At 62.5% G+C, this 20,908-nt stretch carries 26 protein-coding genes; 16 read left to right on the top strand and 10 right to left on the bottom strand.

The features are described 5' to 3' along the window. A partial coding sequence (locus ABY403_RS02725; RefSeq protein ID WP_372838546.1) for a YcjX family protein occupies positions 1-159 on the bottom strand: 159 nt, incomplete at its 3' end. 157 nt (positions 160-316) lie between these two features. On the opposite strand from ABY403_RS02725, the gene truA reads away from it, so the two are divergent. Both truA and ABY403_RS02735 read left to right on the top strand, forming a co-directional pair. Beyond that, on the top strand, positions 317-1,084 hold the full coding sequence (gene truA / locus ABY403_RS02730; RefSeq protein WP_372838486.1) for a tRNA pseudouridine(38-40) synthase TruA: 768 nt from the start codon (positions 317-319) through the stop codon (positions 1,082-1,084). A 101-nt stretch (positions 1,085-1,185) separates the two neighbouring features. Beyond that, positions 1,186-1,671, top strand: a complete 486-nt coding sequence (locus ABY403_RS02735) for a VOC family protein (RefSeq protein WP_372838489.1) — start codon at positions 1,186-1,188, stop codon at positions 1,669-1,671. On the opposite strand, the gene ABY403_RS02740 is transcribed toward ABY403_RS02735, so the two are convergent. Next, complete coding sequence (locus ABY403_RS02740) at positions 1,625-2,539, bottom strand: DMT family transporter (RefSeq protein WP_372838491.1); 915 nt, start codon at positions 2,537-2,539, stop codon at positions 1,625-1,627. The two genes, ABY403_RS02735 and ABY403_RS02740, sit on opposite strands and share 47 nt — an antisense overlap. A gap of 186 nt (positions 2,540-2,725) precedes the next feature. On the opposite strand from ABY403_RS02740, the gene ABY403_RS02745 reads away from it, so the two are divergent. The 13 genes from ABY403_RS02745 (at position 2,726) to ABY403_RS02805 (ending at position 14,133) form a co-directional block, all read left to right on the top strand. Continuing rightward, on the top strand, positions 2,726-3,589 hold the full coding sequence (locus ABY403_RS02745; RefSeq protein WP_372838493.1) for a branched-chain amino acid aminotransferase: 864 nt from the start codon (positions 2,726-2,728) through the stop codon (positions 3,587-3,589). Then, positions 3,586-4,581 carry a hypothetical protein gene (locus ABY403_RS02750; RefSeq protein ID WP_372838496.1) on the top strand — a complete coding sequence of 332 codons (996 nt, stop codon included), beginning with the start codon at positions 3,586-3,588 and terminating at the stop codon, positions 4,579-4,581. The genes ABY403_RS02745 and ABY403_RS02750 overlap by 4 nt, the downstream gene beginning before the upstream one ends. Before the next feature lie 36 nt (positions 4,582-4,617). After that, complete coding sequence (locus ABY403_RS02755; RefSeq protein ID WP_372838498.1) at positions 4,618-5,073, top strand: universal stress protein; 456 nt, start codon at positions 4,618-4,620, stop codon at positions 5,071-5,073. A gap of 136 nt (positions 5,074-5,209) precedes the next feature. Further along, positions 5,210-5,773, top strand: coding sequence for a NifU family protein (locus tag ABY403_RS02760; RefSeq protein ID WP_372838501.1), 564 nt, complete (start codon positions 5,210-5,212; stop codon positions 5,771-5,773). Then, positions 5,763-6,413, top strand: coding sequence for a tRNA (adenosine(37)-N6)-threonylcarbamoyltransferase complex dimerization subunit type 1 TsaB (tsaB, locus tag ABY403_RS02765; protein WP_372838503.1), 651 nt, complete (start codon positions 5,763-5,765; stop codon positions 6,411-6,413). Before ABY403_RS02760 ends, tsaB begins: the two co-directional genes overlap by 11 nt. Next, positions 6,410-6,829, top strand: a complete 420-nt coding sequence (locus ABY403_RS02770) for a GNAT family N-acetyltransferase (RefSeq protein WP_372838507.1) — start codon at positions 6,410-6,412, stop codon at positions 6,827-6,829. Before tsaB ends, ABY403_RS02770 begins: the two co-directional genes overlap by 4 nt. A gap of 131 nt (positions 6,830-6,960) precedes the next feature. Then, on the top strand, positions 6,961-7,950 hold the full coding sequence (locus ABY403_RS02775; protein WP_372838510.1) for a BMP family protein: 990 nt from the start codon (positions 6,961-6,963) through the stop codon (positions 7,948-7,950). A gap of 6 nt (positions 7,951-7,956) precedes the next feature. Then, entirely contained in the window at positions 7,957-9,531 is a 1,575-nt protein-coding gene (locus ABY403_RS02780) for an ABC transporter ATP-binding protein (protein WP_372838513.1), read from the top strand. Further along, positions 9,531-10,625 carry an ABC transporter permease gene (locus ABY403_RS02785; RefSeq protein ID WP_372838515.1) on the top strand — a complete coding sequence of 365 codons (1,095 nt, stop codon included), beginning with the start codon at positions 9,531-9,533 and terminating at the stop codon, positions 10,623-10,625. The genes ABY403_RS02780 and ABY403_RS02785 overlap by 1 nt, the downstream gene beginning before the upstream one ends. Then, positions 10,625-11,593 (top strand): ABC transporter permease, encoded by a 969-nt coding sequence (locus ABY403_RS02790; protein WP_372838549.1) that lies wholly within the window; start codon positions 10,625-10,627, stop codon positions 11,591-11,593. Before ABY403_RS02785 ends, ABY403_RS02790 begins: the two co-directional genes overlap by 1 nt. After that, a complete protein-coding gene (locus tag ABY403_RS02795; RefSeq protein ID WP_372838518.1) occupies positions 11,577-12,380 on the top strand; it encodes a purine-nucleoside phosphorylase in 804 nt (267 codons plus the stop codon). The genes ABY403_RS02790 and ABY403_RS02795 overlap by 17 nt, the downstream gene beginning before the upstream one ends. Before the next feature lie 71 nt (positions 12,381-12,451). Beyond that, on the top strand, positions 12,452-13,372 hold the full coding sequence (locus ABY403_RS02800) for a sulfite exporter TauE/SafE family protein (RefSeq protein ID WP_372838521.1): 921 nt from the start codon (positions 12,452-12,454) through the stop codon (positions 13,370-13,372). Beyond that, complete coding sequence (locus ABY403_RS02805; protein ID WP_372838523.1) at positions 13,369-14,133, top strand: TIGR02186 family protein; 765 nt, start codon at positions 13,369-13,371, stop codon at positions 14,131-14,133. The genes ABY403_RS02800 and ABY403_RS02805 overlap by 4 nt, the downstream gene beginning before the upstream one ends. 2 nt (positions 14,134-14,135) lie before the next feature. On the opposite strand, the gene ABY403_RS02810 is transcribed toward ABY403_RS02805, so the two are convergent. The 4 genes from ABY403_RS02810 to ABY403_RS02825 form a co-directional block, all read right to left on the bottom strand. Next, the gene (locus tag ABY403_RS02810; protein ID WP_372838526.1) at positions 14,136-14,372 is read right to left on the bottom strand and encodes an Lrp/AsnC ligand binding domain-containing protein; all 237 of its coding nucleotides are present in this window, start codon (positions 14,370-14,372) and stop codon (positions 14,136-14,138) included. Between the two features lie 95 nt (positions 14,373-14,467). Continuing rightward, positions 14,468-15,343 carry a dimethyl sulfoxide reductase anchor subunit family protein gene (locus tag ABY403_RS02815; RefSeq protein WP_372838527.1) on the bottom strand — a complete coding sequence of 292 codons (876 nt, stop codon included), beginning with the start codon at positions 15,341-15,343 and terminating at the stop codon, positions 14,468-14,470. Next, positions 15,343-16,077, bottom strand: coding sequence for a 4Fe-4S dicluster domain-containing protein (locus tag ABY403_RS02820; RefSeq protein ID WP_372838530.1), 735 nt, complete (start codon positions 16,075-16,077; stop codon positions 15,343-15,345). Before ABY403_RS02820 ends, ABY403_RS02815 begins: the two co-directional genes overlap by 1 nt. Next, positions 16,074-18,854, bottom strand: a complete 2,781-nt coding sequence (locus tag ABY403_RS02825) for a molybdopterin-dependent oxidoreductase (protein ID WP_372838533.1) — start codon at positions 18,852-18,854, stop codon at positions 16,074-16,076. The genes ABY403_RS02820 and ABY403_RS02825 overlap by 4 nt, the downstream gene beginning before the upstream one ends. A 111-nt stretch (positions 18,855-18,965) precedes the next feature. Here ABY403_RS02825 and ABY403_RS02830 point away from each other — a divergent pair, with 111 nt between their 5' ends. After that, the gene (locus ABY403_RS02830) at positions 18,966-19,310 is read left to right on the top strand and encodes an ArsR/SmtB family transcription factor (protein WP_372838535.1); all 345 of its coding nucleotides are present in this window, start codon (positions 18,966-18,968) and stop codon (positions 19,308-19,310) included. Here ABY403_RS02830 and ABY403_RS02835 read toward each other — a convergent pair. From ABY403_RS02835 to ABY403_RS02850, 4 genes are all read right to left on the bottom strand, one after another. Continuing rightward, positions 19,307-19,534, bottom strand: coding sequence for a sulfurtransferase TusA family protein (locus ABY403_RS02835; RefSeq protein WP_372838537.1), 228 nt, complete (start codon positions 19,532-19,534; stop codon positions 19,307-19,309). The genes ABY403_RS02830 and ABY403_RS02835 overlap by 4 nt on opposite strands. 13 nt (positions 19,535-19,547) lie before the next feature. Beyond that, entirely contained in the window at positions 19,548-20,042 is a 495-nt protein-coding gene (locus ABY403_RS02840) for a DsrE/DsrF/DrsH-like family protein (protein ID WP_372838539.1), read from the bottom strand. Positions 20,043-20,163: 121 nt separating this feature from the next. Then, the gene (locus ABY403_RS02845; protein WP_372838542.1) at positions 20,164-20,607 is read right to left on the bottom strand and encodes a glycine cleavage system protein H; all 444 of its coding nucleotides are present in this window, start codon (positions 20,605-20,607) and stop codon (positions 20,164-20,166) included. 16 nt (positions 20,608-20,623) lie between these two features. Then, the coding region (locus ABY403_RS02850; protein ID WP_372838544.1) for a hypothetical protein at positions 20,624-20,908 on the bottom strand (285 nt) is incomplete at its 5' end.

Consider the following 20,908-nt stretch of genomic DNA (forward strand, 5'->3'; position numbering starts at 1 on the left):
GAGGTTGGCGACCAGCGAGGTGATGAACACCGTCTTGCCCGATCGCGACAGGCCGGTAACACCCAGCCGCACCACCGGTTCGAACAGCGCCGATGAAACCGAGTTCCCAAGCGACTCGATGCGCCGCGCCGCCTCGTCTGCCAGATCGCCGATACCCAAGTTGGCGCGCCTCCTGTGATTTCTTTGAAGATAGGCGGCTGCAAGGGCGGGCGAAAGGGGCTGTGGTGCCGCGACCACCGCGCGGTGCCGATTTGGCCGGGGCCGGCATTGGTTGCGCGGGATTGCATGGGCAGGGTGTGGCGGGCTAAGGGAAGCCATGCCCAGATACGCGCTCTTGCTTGAATACGATGGCGGCCCATTTTCGGGCTGGCAGCGCCAGCGTGCGCTAAGCTCGGTGCAAGGCGCGGTGGAGGCCGCTCTTGGGCGGCTGGAACCGGGGCCACATACTATCGCCGCGGCAGGCCGGACCGATGCTGGCGTACATGCGACGGGGCAGGTCGCGCATGTCGATCTGGCGCGAAGCTGGTCGCCGTTTCGTCTGTCCGAGGCGCTGAACGCCCAGCTTCGCCCCAACCCGGTGGCGGTGTTGGCGGTGGCCGAGGTGGGCGAAGATTTCCACGCGCGGTTCTCTGCGATCGAGCGGCGGTATCTGTTCCGCATTCTGGAACGCCGCGCCCCGCCAGTGGTAGAGTGTGGGCGCGTCTGGCAGGTGAAGTCGGCGCTAGATCTGGATGCAATGCGCGCCGGTGCCGCGCATCTGATCGGCACGCATGATTTTACCACCTTTCGCTCGACCCTCTGCCAAGCGGCCTCACCGGTCAAAACGCTCGATGAAATCGTGATCGACGAGATTGCGGTGCCCGGCGGGCGCGAGATTCGCTTTCGCCTGCGCGCGCGCAGCTTTCTGCACAATCAGGTGCGCTCCATCGTCGGCAGCTTGGAACGGGTGGGAACAGGGGCTTGGGCACCAAAGGATGTCGCGCGCGCGTTGGCGGCGTGCGACCGCGCGGCCTGCGGGCCGGTCTGCCCGCCGCAGGGGCTTTACCTTGCAGCGGTTGGCTACCCGGCCGATCCGTTCGCCTGACCACATCTGCGCAACGCTGCACAGAAGCTGAGCGCGGGGTGGCCTGACGCGCGCGGGGCATTTCGCCTATCATGGATGCGCACAAGCGGCAGGAGCGCGCCATGACCACCCCGATTCACCCCGAAACCCGCATCGGCCATGTTCACCTGAAGGTGTCTGATCTAGAGCGCGCGATTGATTTTTACGCGGGCGTGCTCGGGTTCGAGTTGCAGCAGCGCTACGGCACGCAAGCCGCGTTTCTTTCTGCCGGCGGCTATCATCACCATATCGGGCTGAACACTTGGGAAAGCCTGGGCGGCAAGCCACCCGCGCGCGGCACCACCGGGCTTTACCACACGGCATTCCTTTATCCCGACCGCGCCAACCTTGCCGATGCACTGCGCCGTCTGGTGAATGCAGGCTGGCCGCTGGAAGGTGCCGCAGATCACGGCGTCAGCGAAGCGATCTACCTTAGCGATCCCGACGGCAACGGGGTGGAGCTTTATCGTGACCGTCCGCAGGCGGAATGGCCGCGCGATGCAGACGGCAGCCTGAGCATGGTCAATGCGCCGCTCGACCTGCAAGCCCTGCTGGCCGAGGCACCCTGAGCGGCGCGCGGGCGAACATGATGGCGTTGCCAAGCAGCGTCAGCCCCACACCCAGCACCGCTTGCCATTGCCAATGATAGCCCTCGAAAGCCCATGACAGCATCAGCGCGATGACTGGAAACATCACCGTGGCATAGGCCGCCCGGCCTGAACCGATGCGCGCCACCAGCATGAGGTAGGTGGTAAAGCCGATCACCGAGCCGAACAGCGCAAGGTATAGCAGCGCGCCAACGTAACTGGCGCTGGGCGGTGTCACCAGCGGCGCGCCGCTTAGCCCGATCAGCGCCACAAGAAATAGCGCGCCATAGCCCATGCCCCATGCATTGGCTGTCAGCGGCGGCACGCCGGTGCCGCTCAGTTTGCGCGAAACCATGTTTCCGAGCGAAAAGAACAGTGTGCCAAGGGCCGCAAGCCCGATGCCTTTGATCGCATCAAGGTTTAGCGCGCCACCAAACAGGTCGTGCCAGAAGATCAGCACCAGCCCCGCCACCCCCACCGCCGTTGCCAGCAAGGCGCGGGCCGTAATGCGCTCGTTAAAAAACAGCCGCGCGTTGATGGCATTATAGATCGTGGCCAGCGAGAAGATCACCGAAACCAGCCCCGAGGGAATGAAGGCCGTTGCGTTGTAAAAGCAAAGGAAGTTGAGGCTGAAAAGGCACAGCCCTTGCAGCCCCATGAAAAGATGGTCACGCGGCCGGGTCTTTGCCATTTTGCCGCTAAGCAGCAGCAGCGGCCAGAGTAGAAGCGCGGCAAGCGCAAAGCGGTAAAAGACAGAAACCAGCACCGGAACTGGGCCAAGCTCGAACGCAATGGCAAGCCAGGTTGAGCCCCAGATAAGAACGGTTACAGCGAAAAGAAAAAGGTTCATGAATGTCTCCTCGGCGCGCATCGCTAGCGCGATTCGCGCGGGCTTGCTTGCAAAATCTCACACGCTTGGCCAAGATTTTTCGGCCCATGCTTGCCCCGCCGCGCCGCCGAGCACCGAACGGCTAGCTATGCTGGACCATGCGCAGTCAAAGTGCTTTAGTGCGCCGCGCAACAATGGAGACCCGAGATGGCATTTGGCACGCATATCCGCACCTGGTTCGATGGACGCTGGCACGAAGGCGACATTGCTGTCATGCGCGCTGCCGACCATGGCATCTGGCAGGGGTCTTCGGTGTTCGACGGGGCGCGCTTTTTCGAAGGTGTGGCGCCCGACCTTGCCCTGCACTGCGCCAGGGTCAACCGCTCTGCCGAGGCGCTGATGATCACCCCCACGGTCGGCACCGAGGAAATGGTGGCGATGGCGCGCGAGGGGCTGGCGCGCTATGCGCCAAACGAAGCGGTCTATGTGCGCCCGATGTATTGGGCGATCCACGGCTCAGACCTTGGTGTGGCACCGATGGAGGGGGTGACAGGCTTCGCGCTGTGCCTCGAGGCCGTGCCGATGCCCGCACCCGAAGCCACCACCACACTGACCACCACCCAGTTTCGCCGCCCGGTGCTGGCCGACAACGTCTGCAACGCCAAGGCAGGCTGCCTTTACCCCAACAACGCGCGCATGTTGGTCGAGGCCAAGCGCAAGGGCTTTGGCAATGCGCTGGTATGTGATGCGATGGGCAACGTGGCGGAAAGCGCCACCGCAAACGTCTTCATGGTCAAGGATGGCGTGGCCTTCACGCCAATCGGCAACGGAACCTTCCTTTCAGGCATCACGCGGGCGCGCCACATTGCCAACCTGCGCGCGGCAGGCACCGAGGTGCGCGAAGCGGTGCTGACGATTGCCGATTTCCGCGCCGCAGACGAGGTTTTCCTTTCCGGCAACTTTGCCAAGGTCACACCGGTGACGGGCTTTGACGATGTGAGCTATCAGATCGGGCCGGTCACCAAACGCGCCCGCGCGCTCTACTGGGACTTCGCGCACGCACAGGCATGATCCGGCGGCTGGCACGACTGGCGCTGGTGCTTTGGGCCGCGGGCTCAGTAGCGCTGGCGGGTTATGTGTTGGCGCAACACCCTTTTGCCGAACCGATAGTGGATCGGACCGAGGCGGGCGCACGTGCGGCGCTGACGCGCGCCATCGCCGCTACCGCGACTCCGGACTGGATCGCAGCGCGGCTGGCAGTGGCGGTTGCTGCCGAAGCCCCGCTGGACGTGGCGCTTTACCTTGACCTTGCGCGCGATCAGGGGGCGGCACTGCCACCCGAGCTTTTGGCCGAGGCCGAGGCGATGGTCGCGAAAGGCGAGGGCTGGTTTGCGGTGGCCGGTGCTTGCGGTGCCTGTGCGTTGGACATTGCGTCGTGCCAGACACTTCATCAAATAGGCATCTGCGTCATTCCGCTGGAACTTTCGCCGCTGGGCGATCTGAACGCGCTCAGGCGCGCGGCGGTTGCCACGGCGCAGGGCGACGAGGTTGATGAGCTTGAGGCAGGGCTGGCGCTTGCAGGGCTAGCGGGCACAGCACTGATGCTGCCAAGCGGGGGCACAAGCACAACGGTAAAGGTGGGTGCGACCGGGCTGCGACTGGCGCGCAAACTCGGCAGCCTGCCAGAACGGCTTGTTGCGGAAATTGTCGGGGCAGCATCTTGGGCGCGGTTTTCAGCCATTGCGGGGGATGCAGGGCGCATCATTGCGGCCACGTCGCCTGCCGAAACACTTTTGCTTTTGCGCCACGCCGACGATGCCGCCGAGCTTGCGCGACTCGCGCGGCTGGCCGAGGTTGCCGGGCCAGATACGCGGCGCGCGATGGAGGTGTTGGGCAAGGCACGGGCATTTCGGGCGCTTACGCGGCTTAGCGATCTGGCCGTGCTGGCGGTCGCGCTGCTTGGGCTGGTGCTGGCGCAAATGGCTACCGTTCTGGGCGCGCTTGGAAAGGTTGCATTACGTCGCGCGCTGTCGCCGCGCAGGGCAGTTGCCAAGCTGGCCTGATCTGCGCCATGATCGCCGCGACTTGAGGGGGCCTTTATGCGCAAGTTTCTGGTAGTGCTTGACGATACCCGCGAATGCCTGAACGCCATGCGATTTGCGGCGCTGCGGGCGGCCCATACCGGTGCGGGCGTTACGATTCTTTCAGTAATTCCGCCCGAGGAATACCAACACTGGATCGGCGTGGCCGAGATCATGCGCGAAGAAGCGCGTGATCGGATCGAGGCGCATTTCGAGGTCTATGCGAAGTGGATGCGAGACAAGCAGGGGATCGACCCTGTGCTGATCATCCGCGAAGGCGAACCGGCCAACGAGATTCTTGCGGTGATCCGCGACGATCCGCAGATCGGCGTGCTGGTCTTGGGCGCGGGCTCGGACAAGGCCGGCCCCGGCCCGCTGGTCACACAGCTTTCGCGCACCGCAGCCAACCTGCCTTGCCCGCTGACGATTGTGCCGGGCGATATGTCCAAGGAACGGCTGGAAGAGATCACCTGAGCCGCGCCAGAGGTCATGCCCCCCCGGGGCCATCGGTGTTTCGTGTTCGAAAAACCCGTTTGGCGGTGGGTCGGGAAAACTTGACGAAAACGCTTGGGAAGCGCATATGCGAAGCTGACCCGTGCGGAGGCTACCCATGTTTATCCAGACCGAGACCACCCCAAACCCGGCAACGCTGAAGTTTTTGCCCGGTATGACCGTGCTGGAAACCGGCACTGCCGACTTTCCTTCGGCGGCCGCCGCCGAGGCATCGCCCCTGGCGCGGCGCATATTCGCCCAACGCGGTGTCAGCGGGGTTTTCTTTGGTTCGGACTTCATCACCGTCACCAAGGACGAGGAAATGCGCTGGGAACACGTGAAGCCCGCGATCCTCGGTGCGATCATGGAACATTTCCAGTCGGGCGCGCCGGTGATGGAAGGCGCAGCGGTGGCCGCTGGCGGACATGCGGGCCACGACGGACCGGACAGCGCGATTGTGGCGCAGATCAAGGAACTGCTCGACACCCGGGTGCGACCCGCTGTGGCGCAGGACGGTGGCGACATTACCTTTCACGGCTTTGAGCGGGGTGTTGTTTACCTGCACATGCAGGGCGCTTGCGCGGGGTGCCCATCCAGCACCTTGACGCTGAAGATGGGTATCGAGAACCTTCTGCGCCACTACATCCCGGAGGTGAGTGAGGTGCGCCCCATTGCGCTCTGAGCCGCTCATACTGGGGTTCGACACATCGGCCGCGCACTGCGCGGCCGCTTTGATTTGCGGTGACTCGTTGCTGGAGTGCCGGATCGAAGAGATGGCAAAGGGCCAAGCCGAGCGGTTGATGCCGATGCTGGAAGAGATGCTGGCCAGTGCAAGCGCAGGCTGGCGCGATCTTGCGGCGCTGGGGGTCGGGGTCGGCCCCGGCAATTTTACCGGCGTGCGGATATCGGTAGCCGCGGCGCGCGGTCTTGCGCTGGCGCTGGGTATCCCGGCGGTGGGGGTAAGTGGGCTAGAGGCAGTGGCGCTGGGCCTGCCGCGCCCGTTGCTGGTGGTCGAAGACGCGCGGCGCGGCGAATATTATGCGCAAGGCTTCGGGCCAGACAGCGCGCCGCGATTGGCCAATATCGATGCGCTCTTGGCCGGGCTGGAGGCGGGGCAACAGGTGACCGGTTCGGGTGCTGCGGCAATGCAGGCGGCGATGCCGGGGCTGCGGCTGCTCGACCCGGCGATGCCACTGCCCGAAGCCATCGCGCGGCTTGCCGCCGCGCGCCGCTTGCTACCCGAACCACGGCCTGCGCCGCTTTATCTGCGCGCGGCAGATGCGGCGTTACCGGCAGAGCCTGCGCCGGTAATCATCCCATGACACCCGCGGCGCTTGCAGCTCTGCACGCTGCGGCGTTCACCACGCCGCGCCCGTGGAACGCCAACGAGTTTGAAGCCTTGCTGGGCGCTACGGGCGTATTTCTGCGCGGCGATTCGCGTGGGTTCGTGATGGGCCGCGTGGTTGCGGGCGAGGCAGAGTTGCTGACCCTTGCCGTAGCGCCGCAAGAGCGGCGCAAGGGCCTTGGGCTGGCCTTGCTTGCTGCCTTTGACGACGCGGCGCGCGCGGCAGGGGCTGATAGCGGATTTCTAGAGGTTGCGGCTGAAAATGCGCCCGCCCGCGCGCTTTACTCAGCTGCTGGCTGGCGCGAAGTCGGCAAGCGACGCGGCTATTACCGCTTGCCAGACGGGGGGGCTGACGACGCATTGGTGCTGACGCGCCGTTACGAGCCGCTCTGAGCCGCGCTGCGGCACAAAATTGCTATTGACCCTCTCGCAGCAACTCGCCCTAATCAACCTGTCTGCGGGCATTTCGCCCGCCAACAGGTGCTTGCCCGTTGGGCAGGTGCGCAACAGACCGGGAGACACCAATGACGATCATGAAACAGTTCCTCGGCGCGGCTGCCACGCTTGCGCTTTTCGCAGGCCCTGCACTCGCCGATCCGGCACTGATCTATGACCTTGGCGGCAAATTCGACAAATCTTTCAACGAAGCGGCCTATGGCGGCGCTGAGCGTTGGAAGGCAGAAACCGGCGGCAGCTACAAAGAACTCGAGATGCAGTCGGAAGCGCAACGCGAACAGGCGCTGCGTCGGCTTGCCGAAACCGGCGCGAACCCGATCGTGATGACCGGCTTTGCCTTCGGTGATGTGCTCAACACCGTGGCACCCGACTACCCGGACACCAAGTTCGCCATCATCGACATGGTGGTTGACCAGCCGAACGTGCGCTCGGTGGTGTTTACCGAAGAGCAGGGATCCTATCTCGTCGGCATCATGGCCGCGATGGCTTCGAAAACCGGCACTGTCGGCTTTATCGGCGGCATGGACATTCCGCTGATCCGCAAGTTCGGCTGCGGCTATGCGCAAGGCGTGGTTGCCGCGAACCCCGGCGCGAAGGTGATCCAGAACATGACTGGCACCACCCCCACCGCATGGAATGACCCGGTGAAGGGCGCAGAGCTGACCACCTCGCAAGTCAGCCAAGGCGCTGACGTGATCTACGCGGCGGCGGGCGGCACCGGGATCGGTGTGCTTCAGGCGGCGGCGGATGCGGGCATCCTGTCGATCGGTGTGGACAGCAACCAGAACCACCTGCAACCGGGCCATGTGCTGACGTCGATGCTCAAGCGCGTCGATAACGCGGTTTTTGATGCCTTCTCTGCCGGAACCGAGATCGAGACCGGCATCAATGTGATGGATCTTGCCGCCGGTGGCGTGGGCTTTGCGATGGATGAAAACAACGCGGCCCTCGTGACCCCCGAAATGCTTGCGGCGGTGGAAGCCGCCTCTGCCAAGATCATCTCGGGCGAGATCGTGGTGCACGATTACATGAGTGACAACACCTGCCCGGTTAACTGATCGGACATGGCAGTCGATCAATCGTCGGGGCGGCAGGAAGCTGCCGCCCCCGCTCCAGCTATAGAGTTGCGCGGCATCTCCAAGGCTTTCGGGCCGGTGCAGGCGAACAAGGATATATCAATTCGCGTCATGCCGGGCACGATCCACGGCATCATTGGCGAAAACGGCGCAGGCAAGTCTACGCTGATGTCGATCCTTTACGGCTTTTACCGTGCCGATGCGGGAGAGATATTCATCAGAGGCGTGCCCACGGTTATACACGACAGCCAAGCCGCGATCCGCGCGGGCATTGGCATGGTGTTTCAGCACTTCAAGCTGGTGCAGAACTTCACAGTGCTGGAAAACGTCATTCTGGGCGTCGAAGAAGGCATGTTGCTGCGCCCCTCTTTGGCGCGTGCGCGCACTGCGTTGGAGCAGCTCGCCAAGGAATACGCGCTTGATGTCGACCCCGACGCCACCATTGACGAGCTTTCGGTGGGCCAGTTGCAGCGGGTCGAGATTCTCAAGGCGCTCTATCGTCACGCCGAGGTGTTGATTCTGGACGAGCCGACCGGGGTGCTGACGCCGGACGAGGCCGACCATCTGTTCCGCATCCTGCGCAGCCTGCGCGAGCAGGGCAAGACGATCATCCTGATCACCCACAAGCTGCGCGAGATCATGGAAATCACTGACACCGTTTCGGTGATGCGCCGCGGCGAAATGACCGCGACCGTCAGCACCGCCGAAACCAGCCCCGAGGCACTGGCAGAGCTGATGGTCGGCCGCAAGGTTCTGCTTGATGTGCAAAAGGGCCCGTCGCACCCCGGCGAGATGGTGCTTGAAGTCGAAAACCTGCGCGTCGTTGACGAAGACGGCGTAGAGCGGCTGAAGGGCATCAGCTTTTCAATCCGCGCGGGCGAAATACTCGGCATCGCCGGGGTTTCCGGCAATGGACAGTCCGAGCTTTTGAAGGTGCTTGGCGGCTTTCAGGCGGCGACAGGCACGGTGCGCATCAATGGTCAGGAAATCGATCTGACCGGAAGCCGATCGAACGGGCAGACACGAAGGCAGCGCGGCATTGCGCATGTGCCTGAAGACCGCCAACATCTTGGCCTGATCATGGATTTCACCGCCTGGGAAAACCTGATCTTTGGCTATCACAACGCCCCAGAATACCAGAAAAATACACTTTTGATGGATAACGCGGCGATCATTGCCGAGGCAGCGAAAAAGATGGAACGGTTCGACGTGCGCCCGCCGAACCCGGCGCTGCCGGCGAAAAGTTTTTCGGGCGGCAATCAGCAGAAACTGGTACTTGCGCGCGAGATCGAGCGCAACCCCGACCTGCTTTTGGTCGGCCAACCCACGCGCGGTGTAGATATTGGCGCGATCGAGTTCATCCATCGCCAGATCATCGCGCTGCGCGATGCCGGCAAGGCCGTGCTGATGGTCTCGGTTGAACTCGACGAGATTCTGAGCATGTCCGACCGCATCGCAGTAATGTTTGATGGCCGCATCATGGGCGAGCGCGACCCAGAGGTGACCGATCAGCGGGAACTGGGCCTGATGATGGCAGGCGTCGTCGCCGAGGAGGCCGCATAATGACAAGGCTTCCGGCTTGGGCGGATGTGGTGCTGATCCCGCTGATGAGCATCATCGCGGCGTTTGCAATTTCGGCGCTGGTCATTCTCTATATCGGCGAGAACCCGTGGGATGCGCTGAAGATCATGGTCGATGGCGCGCTTGGCTCTGCCTATGGCTGGGGCTACACGCTTTATTACGCCACCAACTTCATGTTCACTGGTCTTGCCGTTTCCATCGCGTTTCGCGCCAGCCTGTTCAACATTGGCGGCGAGGGGCAGGCGATGCTTGGCGGCTTGGGCGTGGCGGTTGTGGCGTTGGCGGTTCCGTGGCCGCACTGGACGCTGGCACTACCCGCCGCGATGCTGGGCGGCATAGCCTTTGGCGCAATCTGGGCCGCTATTCCCGGCTGGTTGCAGGCACGGCGCGGTAGCCACATCGTTATCACCACGATGATGTTCAACTTCATCGGCGCGGCGCTTTTGAACTATGTGCTGGTCAATATCATGCGCCCGGCGGGCAGCATGGACCCTGCTTCGGCAAAGTTTCCCACCGGGGCACATCTGCCGACGCTTTACGATTTGCCGTTGATCGGCGGATATTTCAACAAGAACACGCCCGCGAACATCTCGCTTTTCATCGCGCTCGCAGCTTGTGTGGCGGTCTGGTATCTGCTGTTCCGCTCGCGGTTGGGCTATGCGATCCGCGCCTTTGGCAAGTCGGAAAAGGCGGCGGTTTACGCAGGTATCTCGCCATTTCGCGTCACCATGTATGTCATGCTGCTGTCTGGTGGCCTGTCGGGCATGATGGCCATCAACAACGTCATGGGCGAGGCCGAAAGGTTGGTGCTGAATGCGGTGGAAGGCGCGGGCTTCATCGGCATCGCCGTGGCCCTGATGGGGCGTAACCATCCGTTCGGGGTGTTTCTTGCAGCGCTTCTGTTTGGCTTTCTGTATCAGGGCGGTGCCGAGCTTGGGCTTTGGACCACGATCCCGATCGAGTTGCGCACGGTCGTGCAGGCGCTGGTGATCCTGTTTACCGGTGCGCTTGACAACATGATGCGGATGATCGTCGAGCGGCTGTTCGCACTTGGGCGCCGCAGGAGGGCCGCGTGATGGATCTTTCGACACTCATTCAGGTGCTCGATTCCGGCGTTCGGCTGGGTATTCCGTTGCTGCTTGCCGCACTGGCGGGGCTATACTCTGAACGTTCAGGCGTGTTCGATATCGGGTTGGAAGGCAAGATGCTGATGGGCGCCTTTACGGCAGGTGCCGTCGCCTCGATTACCGGTTCGGCATGGCTTGGCCTGATCGCGGCCATTGGCGGGTCGCTGGCGCTGGCGATCATCCACGGCCTCGCGTCGATCACCTTCCGCGGCAACCAGTTGATTTCAGGCGTGGCGATCAACTTTCTGGCCTCGGGTCTGACGGTGCTGATCGGGCAGAACCTGTTTCAACTCGGCGGGCGCACGCCGCCTATCAAGGGCGCGGCGCGGTTTGAATCGATCGACTTGCCGGGGGCCGATGCGCTGGCCGATGTGCCGGTGTTTGGAACGATCTACCACGACCTGATTTCGGGGCACACGATCCTTGTCTACCTCGCATTCGCGATTGTGCCGTTGACGTGGTTCTTGCTGTTTCGCACCCGTTTTGGCCTGCGCCTGCGCGCAGTGGGCGAAAACCCCGAGTCGGTCGATACGGCGGGCGTATCGGTGTTGCGGCTGCGTTATACGGCGGTGGCTATTGCGGGCATCCTGTGCGGTTTCGCGGGCGCTTATCTTGCGACCTCGGCCCCCTCGGCGGGCTTTGGCAAAGAAATGACGGCGGGCAAGGGCTTTATCGCGCTGGCCGCGCTGATCTTCGCCAACTGGCGGCCTTGGCGCGTGCTGGGGGCGACCATGCTGTTCGGGTTGCTGGAGGCGGTGGCCATTCGCTTTCAGAACATCGACGTGGGTCTTTTCGTGGTGCCGGTGCAGTTCATGCAGGCGTTGCCTTATGTTCTGACCGTGGTCATTCTGGCCGGGTTCATTGGCAAGGCGACGCCACCGCGCGCCGGAGGAGAGGCTTATGTCAAAGAGCGCTGATCTTGCGCGCCTGATCCGCGCCCGCGCCGGGGCAGAACCGCCGCGGCTGGGGCTTATTCTCGGATCTGGGCTGGGGCATCTGGCTGAAGCCGTGCAGGGCGTGGCGATCGATTATGCCGATCTTCCGGGTTTTCCGCATGCTGGCGTTTCGGGGCATAACCCGAAGCTGGTCGTGGGTGATCTGGAAGGGGTGCGGGTGGCGGTATTTGGCGGGCGCGCGCATTACTATGAACGCGGCAACCCTGCCGAAATGCGCCTGCCTTTGGAAGTGCTCAGGGAGCTGGGTGCGGAAAACCTGCTGTTGACCAACGCGGCAGGCAGCTTGCGCGCCGATATCCCGCCGGGCGGGCTGATGCTGCTCAATGACCACATCGCCTTTGCCGGGGCCAACCCGCTGATAGGCGAGCCTTCGGATGCGCGCTTCGTGCCTCTGACCGAGGCGCATGACCCGGCAATGCGCGCCGGCCTCAAGGCTGCGGCAGCGGCAGAAGGGGTCGAATTGCCCGAAGGCGTCTATTGCTGGTTCTCGGGCCCATCGTTTGAAACGCCGGCTGAAATCCGGGCCGCACGAATCCTCGGGGCCGATGCGGTGGGCATGTCCACCGTGCCAGAAGTGATCCTTGCGCGCTTTCTTGGGCTATCGGTTGCAGCAGTTTCGGTGGTTACCAATATGGGGGCCGGGCTTTCGGCCGAGGCGATCAGTCACGAGCATACCAAGGCGATGGCGCCAATGGGTGCGACAAAACTGGAACGGGTTTTGCGACGATACTTGCGCGATCTCTCCTGACCCGTCGCAGCGTTTGACAAACATCCGCCACGGGGCGCACAGTTTTTATACCCAGCTGAAAAGTCCCGAAAATGCAAATCTATCTGCCTATCGCCGACGTTGCTGTAAACGCGATTCTGCTGCTGGGGCTTGGCGGCGTGGTTGGCGTGCTTTCCGGGCTGTTCGGGGTCGGTGGCGGGTTTCTGATTACGCCCTTGCTGTTTTTCATCGGGATTCCGCCGGGCGTGGCGGTGGCGACCGGGTCCAATCAGGTCGTGGCATCTTCGGTTTCCGGGGTGCTGGCGCATCTGAAGCGCAAATCGGTCGATATTCCGATGGGCTGCGTGCTGCTTGTTGGCGGCATCGCGGGGTCTGCGGGCGGGATCGTGGCGTTCAACTGGCTGCAATCGCTGGGTCAGATCGATTTGGTGGTGCAGCTTGCCTATGTGGTATTCCTAGGCTTCATCGGCCTTTTAATGGCGCAAGAGGGGGTGCGTTCGTGGCGACGCGCGCGCAATCCTAGTGCGGGCCGCACCAAGCGCCATCAGCACCACTGGGTGCACAACCTGCCGCTCAAGATGAAGTTTCGTGCCTCTGGGCTTTACATCTCGGTGATCCCGCCGATTCTGGTGGGGCTGGTGGTCGGCGTGCTGGCGGCGATCATGGGCGTGGGCGGCGGTTTCATCATGGTGCCCGCGATGATCTACATTCTGGGTATGCCGACCAAGGTGGTGATCGGCACCTCGCTGTTTCAGGTCATTTTCGTGTCTGCCTTTACTACCATGGCGCATGCGGTAACCAACCAGTCGGTCGATATCGTGCTGGCGTTTTTGCTGATTGCGGGCAGCGTTGTCGGCGCGCAGATCGGCACCCGGCTTTCGGGCCGCCTCAAGGCCGAAGAGTTGCGGATGTTATTGGCGTTTCTGGTGCTGGCGGTCGCGATCAAGCTGGCGCTCGATCTTTTGTTGACGCCGTCCGATCTCTTTTCGCTGTATCCGGGGAACGCGCCATGATCCGCGCGGCCTTGTCACTGGCACTGGTGCTTATTGCTGCGGCTCCGGCGCGTGCAGAAACCGTGGTGGCCGGGGTCTCGTTGGACGAGATCGGCATCACCGCCAGATTCGACGGCACCGAGGTGCTGATTTACGGTGCCGTCCGCCGAGAAGAACCCGAGCCTGACGGGCCGCCGCTGCACGTGATCGTAACGCTAGAGGGCCCCGCCGGATCGGTCACGATCCGCCGCAAGGAAAAAATCGCGGGGATTTGGGTCAATACCGAAGAGGTGGGCGTATCGGCAACGCCAACCTACTATTCGGTGGCCAGCACAGGCCCGCTTGGCGAGATTCTCGACCCCGCCGAAGACGTTCGCCAGCGCATATCGGTGCCGCTTGCGGTGCGCGCCTTTTCCGGCCCGCTTGAGGTTGAAGACGCGCGCCCCTTTACCGAAGCCTTGCTGCGCATTCGCATGGCCGAGGGCCAGTACACGCTTTCTGAAGGTTCGGTGGCGCTGATCGAGGGCACGCTGTTTCGCGCCGATTTCCAGTTGCCCGCCAACCTCGTCGAAGGCGATTACAAGATGCGTATTTACCTTCTGCGCGGCGGGCAGGTGATCGACTCGCACCGCTCGGCGCTTCCTGTGCGCAAGATTGGGCTAGAGCGCACGCTATTCTTGATGTCGCGTGAAAACGCCTATGCCTACGGGCTGATGTCGCTGGTGCTGGCCGTTGTGGCAGGCTGGGCCGCGTCGGCGGCCTTCCGGCTGATGCGCAGGTAAGGCTAGAACGCCTTAAAGGTCATCGTCGTCAAGGTTCGGCTGATACCGGGAATGTCGAACAGCGCTTCGGTCAGAAAATGGCCCACATCAGCGTCGTCCGGCACATAGACCTTGGCGATCAGGTCGTAATCGCCCGAGGTCGAGTAAAGCTCGCTCACAACCTCGCGCTCATAGATCGCGTCGGCAACCTCATAGGTCTTGCCCGGCTGGCACCTTATCTGAACGAATACGCAGCGCATCGAAGCCCCCCATTGCCTTGCATCGGCTGAACCTTAGCGATGCCGCCGCACGACGAAAACCCCCAAGCCGCGGCATTTCACCTTTGTTGCGGCACTTAGCGCTGCCCGTAGTATAGGCCCACCACATGCTCGGCCTGCGCAAAGAACAGCCAACGCGCGGCAAGTGCTCCGGTCAGATGCAGCAGCGCGGCCAGCGCCACACGCGCAGCCCCACCGGGTAGGACCAGAACCACCAGCAGCGGTGCCAGCACTGCCAAGCCATAGGCCAGCACGCGCAAGCGCAGGACGTGCTTGCGGCCTACAACGTAGATCATCTCGCGCATAAGGTAATTGGGCGCGGTATGGGGTTGCTCGAACACCGTTACCTTGCCGATAGCGCCAAGCCCGGTGGCCGATCCGATGCCCACGCCAGCCGCGGCAAAGCGGCCATCGCCAATTTGCCAGAGCGCGGGCAGAACAAACCCAAGCGCCACCAGCATTGCCGCAGCCCAACGCCCGTCGCCTGAAAGGATCGCGCCACCTGAAAGCGCAAAGACGGCAAAGCTGACGGGCGTGATCCAGTGATGCCAGCGCGGCACGGTCTTGAGCTGCGCATAGATCATCGAGGTGGTGCCGATGGTGGCAAGGCAAAGTGCCGCGGCCAAAAGGCCCCAGCTACGCGGCCAGTCGAACCCCAGCCAGTCTGACAGCGCCACCGGCGCAAGCAGCGTCAGCGTTGCGACCGAAGCCCATGCCTCGCGGCTAAGCCAGCTTGTGCGCCACTGGCTGAAGGCGCGTGTTGCCCGGCGCGGGTTGCCAAGGTGAAAGACCGAGGCCAAAAGCCCGCCCACCGCCAGCGCATAGCCCAGAAACCAAAGCCCAAAGGCCGCCCAGCCAGAAGCGCCAACCAGCCCCGCACCAAGAAAGGCCAGAAAGCCGAAGCCCGCGCCCGAAAGCACCGTGAACAGAATGACCGAAGGTGCAGGATGCATCAGCGGCCCCCCAGCATACGGTCAAGCCAGCCGGCAAGCCCCGTGGCCTTGAAATCGCCCAGCGGCACCAAAGGTGGTGCGGCAAGCGTATCCTTGCGGCGGGGGGGCAGGTAGCGGTTGGTTGGCGCGGTGCCCATTTCCGGCATCAGCGCCACACCGCCGCGTTCGCGGCTAAGTCGGCTCACGTTGCTTTCCGGGTCAGCGAAATCGCCAAAATGCCGCGCCCCGGTCGGGCAACTGCGCACGCAAGCGGGTACGCGGTCTTCCTCGGGCAGGTTCTCGTTGTAGATGCGGTCCACGCAGAGCGTGCATTTCTTCATCACCCCCGCCGCCGCATCAAGCTCGCGCGCGCCGTAGGGGCAGGCCCAGGCGCACAGCCCGCAGCCGATGCAGGCGTCTTCGTTGACCAGAACTATGCCGTCCGCGGCGCGCTTGTAGCTGGCCCCGGTTGGGCAGACGGTCACGCAAGGCGCGTCGTCACAGTGCAGGCAAGAACGCGGAAAGGCGATGGTCTGCACCGCGCCTTCATCGGGTGCCACCTGATAGCTGTGCACTCGGTTCAGGAATGTGCCCGAGGGGTTTGCACCGTAAGGGTTCTGGTCGGACAATGGCGCGCCATAGCCCTGATCGTTCCAGCCCTTGCAGGCGGTCACACAGGCCTGACAGCCAACGCAGGTGTCGAGGTCGATGGCGAGGCCGAGCTTTTTGTCGGTGTGCGCGGGCAGGCAGGTCATGCGCGTGTCCTCCCCTTGGGCACTACCCGCGGCAGCGGCGGGAAGGCGGGTTCGGCATGGTCGCGCGGGCCCACCCGCTCGATCCGCACCCGCAGATCAAACCACGCGGCCTGCCCGGTTACCGGGTCGGAATTGGTGCGGCGGTGCCCATCTGTCTGCTCTGTCTGCAATTCCGATATCAGGTGGTTAAGCAAGAAACCCTCTTTCGCCTCGCTTGCGGCGTCATCAAGCGCCCAGGCCGCCTTGCGCTTTCCGATCGCATTCCATGTCCAGACCGTGTTTTCATTCAGCGCGGGCATATGCGCCACCGGCACTAAAATCGCACCGTTGGGGCTTGTTACGCGGGCATAATCGCCTTCGCAAAACCCCTGTGCCGCCCAGATTTTCGTCGGCAGATAAAGAAAGTTGCGCCCGCGGATCTGGCGAAGCCATGCGTTCTGGCTACCCCATGAATGATACATATCCATTGGCCGCTGCGTTAGCGCGTGCACCGGGTATTCTGCCGCCTCGGCCTCGCCAAAGGGCGCATACCAGATTGGCAACGGGTCCATTGCCAGCTGCAACTGCGCGCGCAGATGTTCAGGGGGCTGCGCTGCACCGTGACCTTCGGCGGCAAGCTGAAAGCGGCGCAGAGGTTCGGACCAAAGCGCAAAAAGATAGGGCTGCGGCGTATCGTAAAGCCCAATCTTGACCGCCCAGTCCTGATAGGCCGCGTTCCAGGGTTTGTAGAACTGTGCCTCTTCAGGAATATGCGCCTGATAGAAGCTGCCGTTTTCGATATAGCGGGCAAGCTGATCCGGGTTCGGCTCCCCGCGCCCCTCTTTGGTACCATCGGCCCCGCGCCAACCGATCAGCGACCCCACGCCGGGGCGGCGTTGATGGTTCACGATGTAGTCGGCATAATCGCGGTATTTCGGGCTGCCATCTTCGGCCACCATACCGGGCAATGCCAGCCGCGCGCCCAAATCGAGCAGCACCGATTGAAACCCGCGCACGTCGCGGTCGGGTTCGATCACGGGCCAGCGGATACTGTCGCCTGCGGCATCTGGCTCTGAAATCGGGCGGTCGAGCAGGCTGATGCAGTCGTGGCGTTCCAGATAGGTCGTGTCTGGCAGGATCAGATCGGCATAGGCCACCATTTCGCTGGCATAGGCATCCGAATAGATGATGCGCGGAATGACATATTCGCCATCGGCTCCCGTGTCGGTCAGCATTTCCATCACCCGCGCGGTGTTCATCGACGAGTTCCACGCCATGTTGGCCATGTAGAGAAACAGCGTGTCGATGCGGTAGGGGTCGCCCGCGTGCGCGTTGGCGATGACCATATGCATCAACCCATGCGCTGAAAGCGGGTTTTCCCACGAAAACGCCTTGTCGATGCGTGCCGGTGTGCCATCGGGCTTGAGCGCAAGCTGCTCAGGGCTGCGCACATAGCCAAGGTGCGGCCCGCCCAAGGGTTTGCCCGGCTCGGCCATGAAATGCGGCACGGGGTGGGCCTCGGCCGGTTTGGGGTAGGGGGGTTTCAAGCGGTAGCCGCCGGGGGTTTCGACCGCGCCAAGAATGATCTGCAACAGATGCAACGCGCGCGCGGTCTGAAACCCGTTCGAATGTGCCGAAATCCCCCGCATCGCGTGAAACGAAACCGGGCGGCCCGGCATTTTCTGGTGCCGCACGCCGCGAAAGTCGGTCCAAGGCTGGGCGATTTCGATGGCTTCGTCAAAGGCCACGCGCGCCAGTTCGGCCGCCAGCGCGCGAATGCGGCCTGCGGCGATACCGCAGCGATCGGCCACCGCTTCGGGGGCGTATTCTGGTGAAAGGTAACGCTCGGCCATGTGTTGAAATACGGTGCGCGCGCCCTGCCAAGTTGCGCCCAGATCGGGTTCGACGCCTTGTCCGTTCCAAGGCGCAGGCGCGCCGCTTTTGCGGTCTATCACCAATGGTGCGCCGTCGGCATTGCGTAGAAACAACCCCTTGCCCGGCCCCTCGGTCGCATCGAGCAAAAGCGGCGCATTGGTGAAGCGCGCAAGATAGTCGAGGTCGATTTTACCAGCCTCAAAAAGGCAATGCACCAGTGCAAGAATCAGCAACCCGTCGGTGCCCGGTGTGATGCCGAACCAGTCATCGGCAATGGCGTTATAGCCCGAGCGGATAGGGTTCACCCCCACAACACGCGCGCCGCGCGACTTGAGCTTGCCCAACCCGATCTTGATGGGGTTGCTGTCGTGGTCTTCGGCCACGCCGAACAGCACGAAAAGCTTTGTTCGCTCCCAGTCCGGCTGGCCAAACTCCCAAAACGCGCCGCCGATCGTGTAAATGCCCCCCGCCGCCATGTTGACCGAGCAGAAACCGCCGTGTGCTGCGTAGTTCGGTGTGCCGAAAGCCTGCGCCCACCACGAGGTCAACGCCTGCGATTGGTCGCGCCCTGTGAAAAATGCCAGCTTTTCCGGTGCGGTTTCGCGCAGCGGCTTCATCCACGAAACCGCAAGGTTCAACGCCTCGTCCCAACTGATTTCTTCAAACGCACCCGATCCGCGTGGGCCAACGCGCCGGAGCGGATTTCGCAGCCGACTTGGGGCGGTAACCTGCATGATGCCACTAGCGCCCTTGGCGCACAGAACCCCCCGGTTCACTGGGTGATTGCGGTTGCCCTCGATATAGCTGACCCGCCCCGATTTCAGATGCACGTTGATGCCGCAGCGGCAGGCGCACATGTAGCAGGTGGTCTGGCGCATCTCGTCCGATACTGCGGGCGATGTGGCAATCGACGGCTGGTTCATTCCAGGACCCTTGATCTGATTTTGTTTTACGCCAACTAATGATTGACGTAAGGCAGTCGAAACACGCGTCTTGTGGTAACGTTGAACCATCTGAAGACGGAGGGATTGCATATGGTTTCGGGCGAAGGTTCACCGGCGGCAACCGACAGCGGCAAGCCGCCATCGGAAGAAATGCTGGACCGCGCCGAGGTCACTTCGATTTTCCTCAAATCGCTTTCACACCCGGCGCGGCTGGTCATTCTGTGCAGGTTGGCCGAAGGCCCCGCCGCTGTGGGCGAGCTAGAGATGATGCTGGCCTTGCCGCAAGCGGTGGTTTCAAAGCAACTCGCGCGGCTGCGCGAAGACAAGCTCGTGACGGCCCGGCGCATCGGACGATCCATCAGTTATTCCCTTTCCGAAGACCGCACCAGCCGCGTCGTCGCCATGCTGCACAAAGAGTTCTGCGGCGAGGCTTAGCCGGTGTGGCGGATCAGGAATACATAGGTATTCCCGTCCATATGGTGTTCCACCAACTCGTTGCCGGTCGTGCGACAAAACGCTTCAAAGTCCTTTACCGCGCCGGGATCGGTTGCCTGCACCTCAAGCGTTCCGCCCGAGGGCAGTTCCTTCAGCGCCTTCTTGGCGCGCAAGATTGGCAGCGGGCAATTGAGGCCCTTGGCGTCGAGTATCATGTCGGCCATGGTGGTTCCTTCTTCAGATGTAGAGGTTGATATCGCTTTTCGTTGCCACTTCGACCCACGAAGCGGCACCGCCCACACTTGGCCCATCAATCATGTCTTCGCGCTTGATTTCGAATAGGTCCATGGTCATCTGGCAGGCGATCATGTTGACATCGGCTTCGATAGCCAGATCGCGCAGTTCTTGGATCGAGGCGACGCCTTTCTTCTTGATGAGGTTTTTCATCATGTTGGTGGTCAGCGCGCTCGCGCCCGGCAGCGCCGCCATGATATTTGGCATCGCCATGTGCATGCCGCCCATCGGCATTTCCATGCCGGGGTTGCCCAGCGTAGAGACCTTGAGATTCAGGTCTTTCTTCAACAGGTGCAGCCCGTAGAACGTAAAGAACATCGTCACCTCCAGCCCCATTGCGGCGGCGGTGGTGGCCAGAATGAAAGGCGGGTAGGCCCAGTCAAGCGTGCCCTTGGTAACGATGATCGACATTGACTTGGCATTCTGGTCGTCCAGCATGTCGCCTCTCCCTTTATGTCGTTTGCGGCCGATGCGCGGGGACCTTGCGCCTCTGGCTCAACCGCGCTCCCTCTGATCTGCCCTATCCCGGCGTTTCTGCCGCGATAGAGCAACTATTTCTTCATGCCGCGCAACCGGCGAAGTTGTCTGCGGCCATTTTGGCTTCATAAGGTGCCGCAACGGCGCTGCCCGGTGTCAGTACTGAATCGGGTTCGGCGGCATTGACTGGCTTTACCCGCACCATCCAGCCTTCGCCGTAGGTATCGGTGTTGGCAAGTTTGGGGTTGCCGGCGAGAACGTCGTTGACCGCAACGATTTCGCTTTGAAAGCCGATCTTCGCGGGCCCCACCCATTTGCCGCTTTCGATAGTGGCAACCGATTTGCCCGCGTCGATGGTCTTGCCGACCTTCTTGGCGGTAAACGCCACCAATGCCCCGGCCATGCCAGTAGCGACCACAGTCATCCCGACGGTAAAGGTGCCGTCGGATTCGGGCCGATACCAAAGGTTGTTGGCCACGTCATAGAAAAGTTCGTCGGGAAGGTTGCAGCCACGGACGGTTGGCATGATCGTCTCCTCCAAATCACTGGCGCGCTGCTTTGGCGCCGGAAAACGCATCGGCAGGTGCGGCGCTGCGCACCGCCTTTGCCGAACAGCAGAAGTCGCCCAGCCCCGCTTCGACGAGTTTGCCGCCCACGAACAACGCCAGATGACGCAGCACCATCGCCTGAAGCCGCAACTGGTGGCGGCACTCGGCTGTGTCATCATCATAAAGCGTAATCACGTTACGCAAGTAGATAATTTCACGACAGGTTTCGCGGCAGGCGTTGAAACTTGGATCGCCGCGCGCGCCTTGGCGGTGGAGCGC

The organism is Phaeovulum sp. (genome assembly GCF_041596715.1).
In the GTDB taxonomy this organism is placed as follows: Bacteria; Pseudomonadota; Alphaproteobacteria; order Rhodobacterales; family Rhodobacteraceae; genus UBA6213.

What these genes read in the sequence shown, in the direction of transcription:
- ABY403_RS02795 (WP_372838518.1), top strand. Translation starts at nt 11,577, where the DNA reads ATGTCAAAGAGCGCTGATCTTGCGCGCCTGATCCGCGCCCGCGCCGGG.
- ABY403_RS02845 (WP_372838542.1), bottom strand. Translation starts at nt 20,607, where the DNA reads ATGCCAACCGTCCGTGGCTGCAACCTTCCCGACGAACTTTTCTATGAC.
- ABY403_RS02775 (WP_372838510.1), top strand. Translation starts at nt 6,961, where the DNA reads ATGACGATCATGAAACAGTTCCTCGGCGCGGCTGCCACGCTTGCGCTT.
- ABY403_RS02820 (WP_372838530.1), bottom strand. Translation starts at nt 16,077, where the DNA reads ATGACCTGCCTGCCCGCGCACACCGACAAAAAGCTCGGCCTCGCCATC.
- ABY403_RS02740 (WP_372838491.1), bottom strand. Translation starts at nt 2,539, where the DNA reads ATGAACCTTTTTCTTTTCGCTGTAACCGTTCTTATCTGGGGCTCAACC.
- ABY403_RS02755 (WP_372838498.1), top strand. Translation starts at nt 4,618, where the DNA reads ATGCGCAAGTTTCTGGTAGTGCTTGACGATACCCGCGAATGCCTGAAC.
- ABY403_RS02830 (WP_372838535.1), top strand. Translation starts at nt 18,966, where the DNA reads ATGGTTTCGGGCGAAGGTTCACCGGCGGCAACCGACAGCGGCAAGCCG.
- ABY403_RS02770 (WP_372838507.1), top strand. Translation starts at nt 6,410, where the DNA reads ATGACACCCGCGGCGCTTGCAGCTCTGCACGCTGCGGCGTTCACCACG.
- ABY403_RS02835 (WP_372838537.1), bottom strand. Translation starts at nt 19,534, where the DNA reads ATGGCCGACATGATACTCGACGCCAAGGGCCTCAATTGCCCGCTGCCA.
- ABY403_RS02800 (WP_372838521.1), top strand. Translation starts at nt 12,452, where the DNA reads ATGCAAATCTATCTGCCTATCGCCGACGTTGCTGTAAACGCGATTCTG.
- truA (WP_372838486.1), top strand. Translation starts at nt 317, where the DNA reads ATGCCCAGATACGCGCTCTTGCTTGAATACGATGGCGGCCCATTTTCG.
- ABY403_RS02825 (WP_372838533.1), bottom strand. Translation starts at nt 18,854, where the DNA reads ATGAACCAGCCGTCGATTGCCACATCGCCCGCAGTATCGGACGAGATG.
- ABY403_RS02785 (WP_372838515.1), top strand. Translation starts at nt 9,531, where the DNA reads ATGACAAGGCTTCCGGCTTGGGCGGATGTGGTGCTGATCCCGCTGATG.
- ABY403_RS02810 (WP_372838526.1), bottom strand. Translation starts at nt 14,372, where the DNA reads ATGCGCTGCGTATTCGTTCAGATAAGGTGCCAGCCGGGCAAGACCTAT.
- ABY403_RS02790 (WP_372838549.1), top strand. Translation starts at nt 10,625, where the DNA reads ATGGATCTTTCGACACTCATTCAGGTGCTCGATTCCGGCGTTCGGCTG.
- ABY403_RS02750 (WP_372838496.1), top strand. Translation starts at nt 3,586, where the DNA reads ATGATCCGGCGGCTGGCACGACTGGCGCTGGTGCTTTGGGCCGCGGGC.
- ABY403_RS02815 (WP_372838527.1), bottom strand. Translation starts at nt 15,343, where the DNA reads ATGCATCCTGCACCTTCGGTCATTCTGTTCACGGTGCTTTCGGGCGCG.
- ABY403_RS02735 (WP_372838489.1), top strand. Translation starts at nt 1,186, where the DNA reads ATGACCACCCCGATTCACCCCGAAACCCGCATCGGCCATGTTCACCTG.
- ABY403_RS02780 (WP_372838513.1), top strand. Translation starts at nt 7,957, where the DNA reads ATGGCAGTCGATCAATCGTCGGGGCGGCAGGAAGCTGCCGCCCCCGCT.
- ABY403_RS02805 (WP_372838523.1), top strand. Translation starts at nt 13,369, where the DNA reads ATGATCCGCGCGGCCTTGTCACTGGCACTGGTGCTTATTGCTGCGGCT.
- ABY403_RS02760 (WP_372838501.1), top strand. Translation starts at nt 5,210, where the DNA reads ATGTTTATCCAGACCGAGACCACCCCAAACCCGGCAACGCTGAAGTTT.
- ABY403_RS02745 (WP_372838493.1), top strand. Translation starts at nt 2,726, where the DNA reads ATGGCATTTGGCACGCATATCCGCACCTGGTTCGATGGACGCTGGCAC.
- ABY403_RS02840 (WP_372838539.1), bottom strand. Translation starts at nt 20,042, where the DNA reads ATGCTGGACGACCAGAATGCCAAGTCAATGTCGATCATCGTTACCAAG.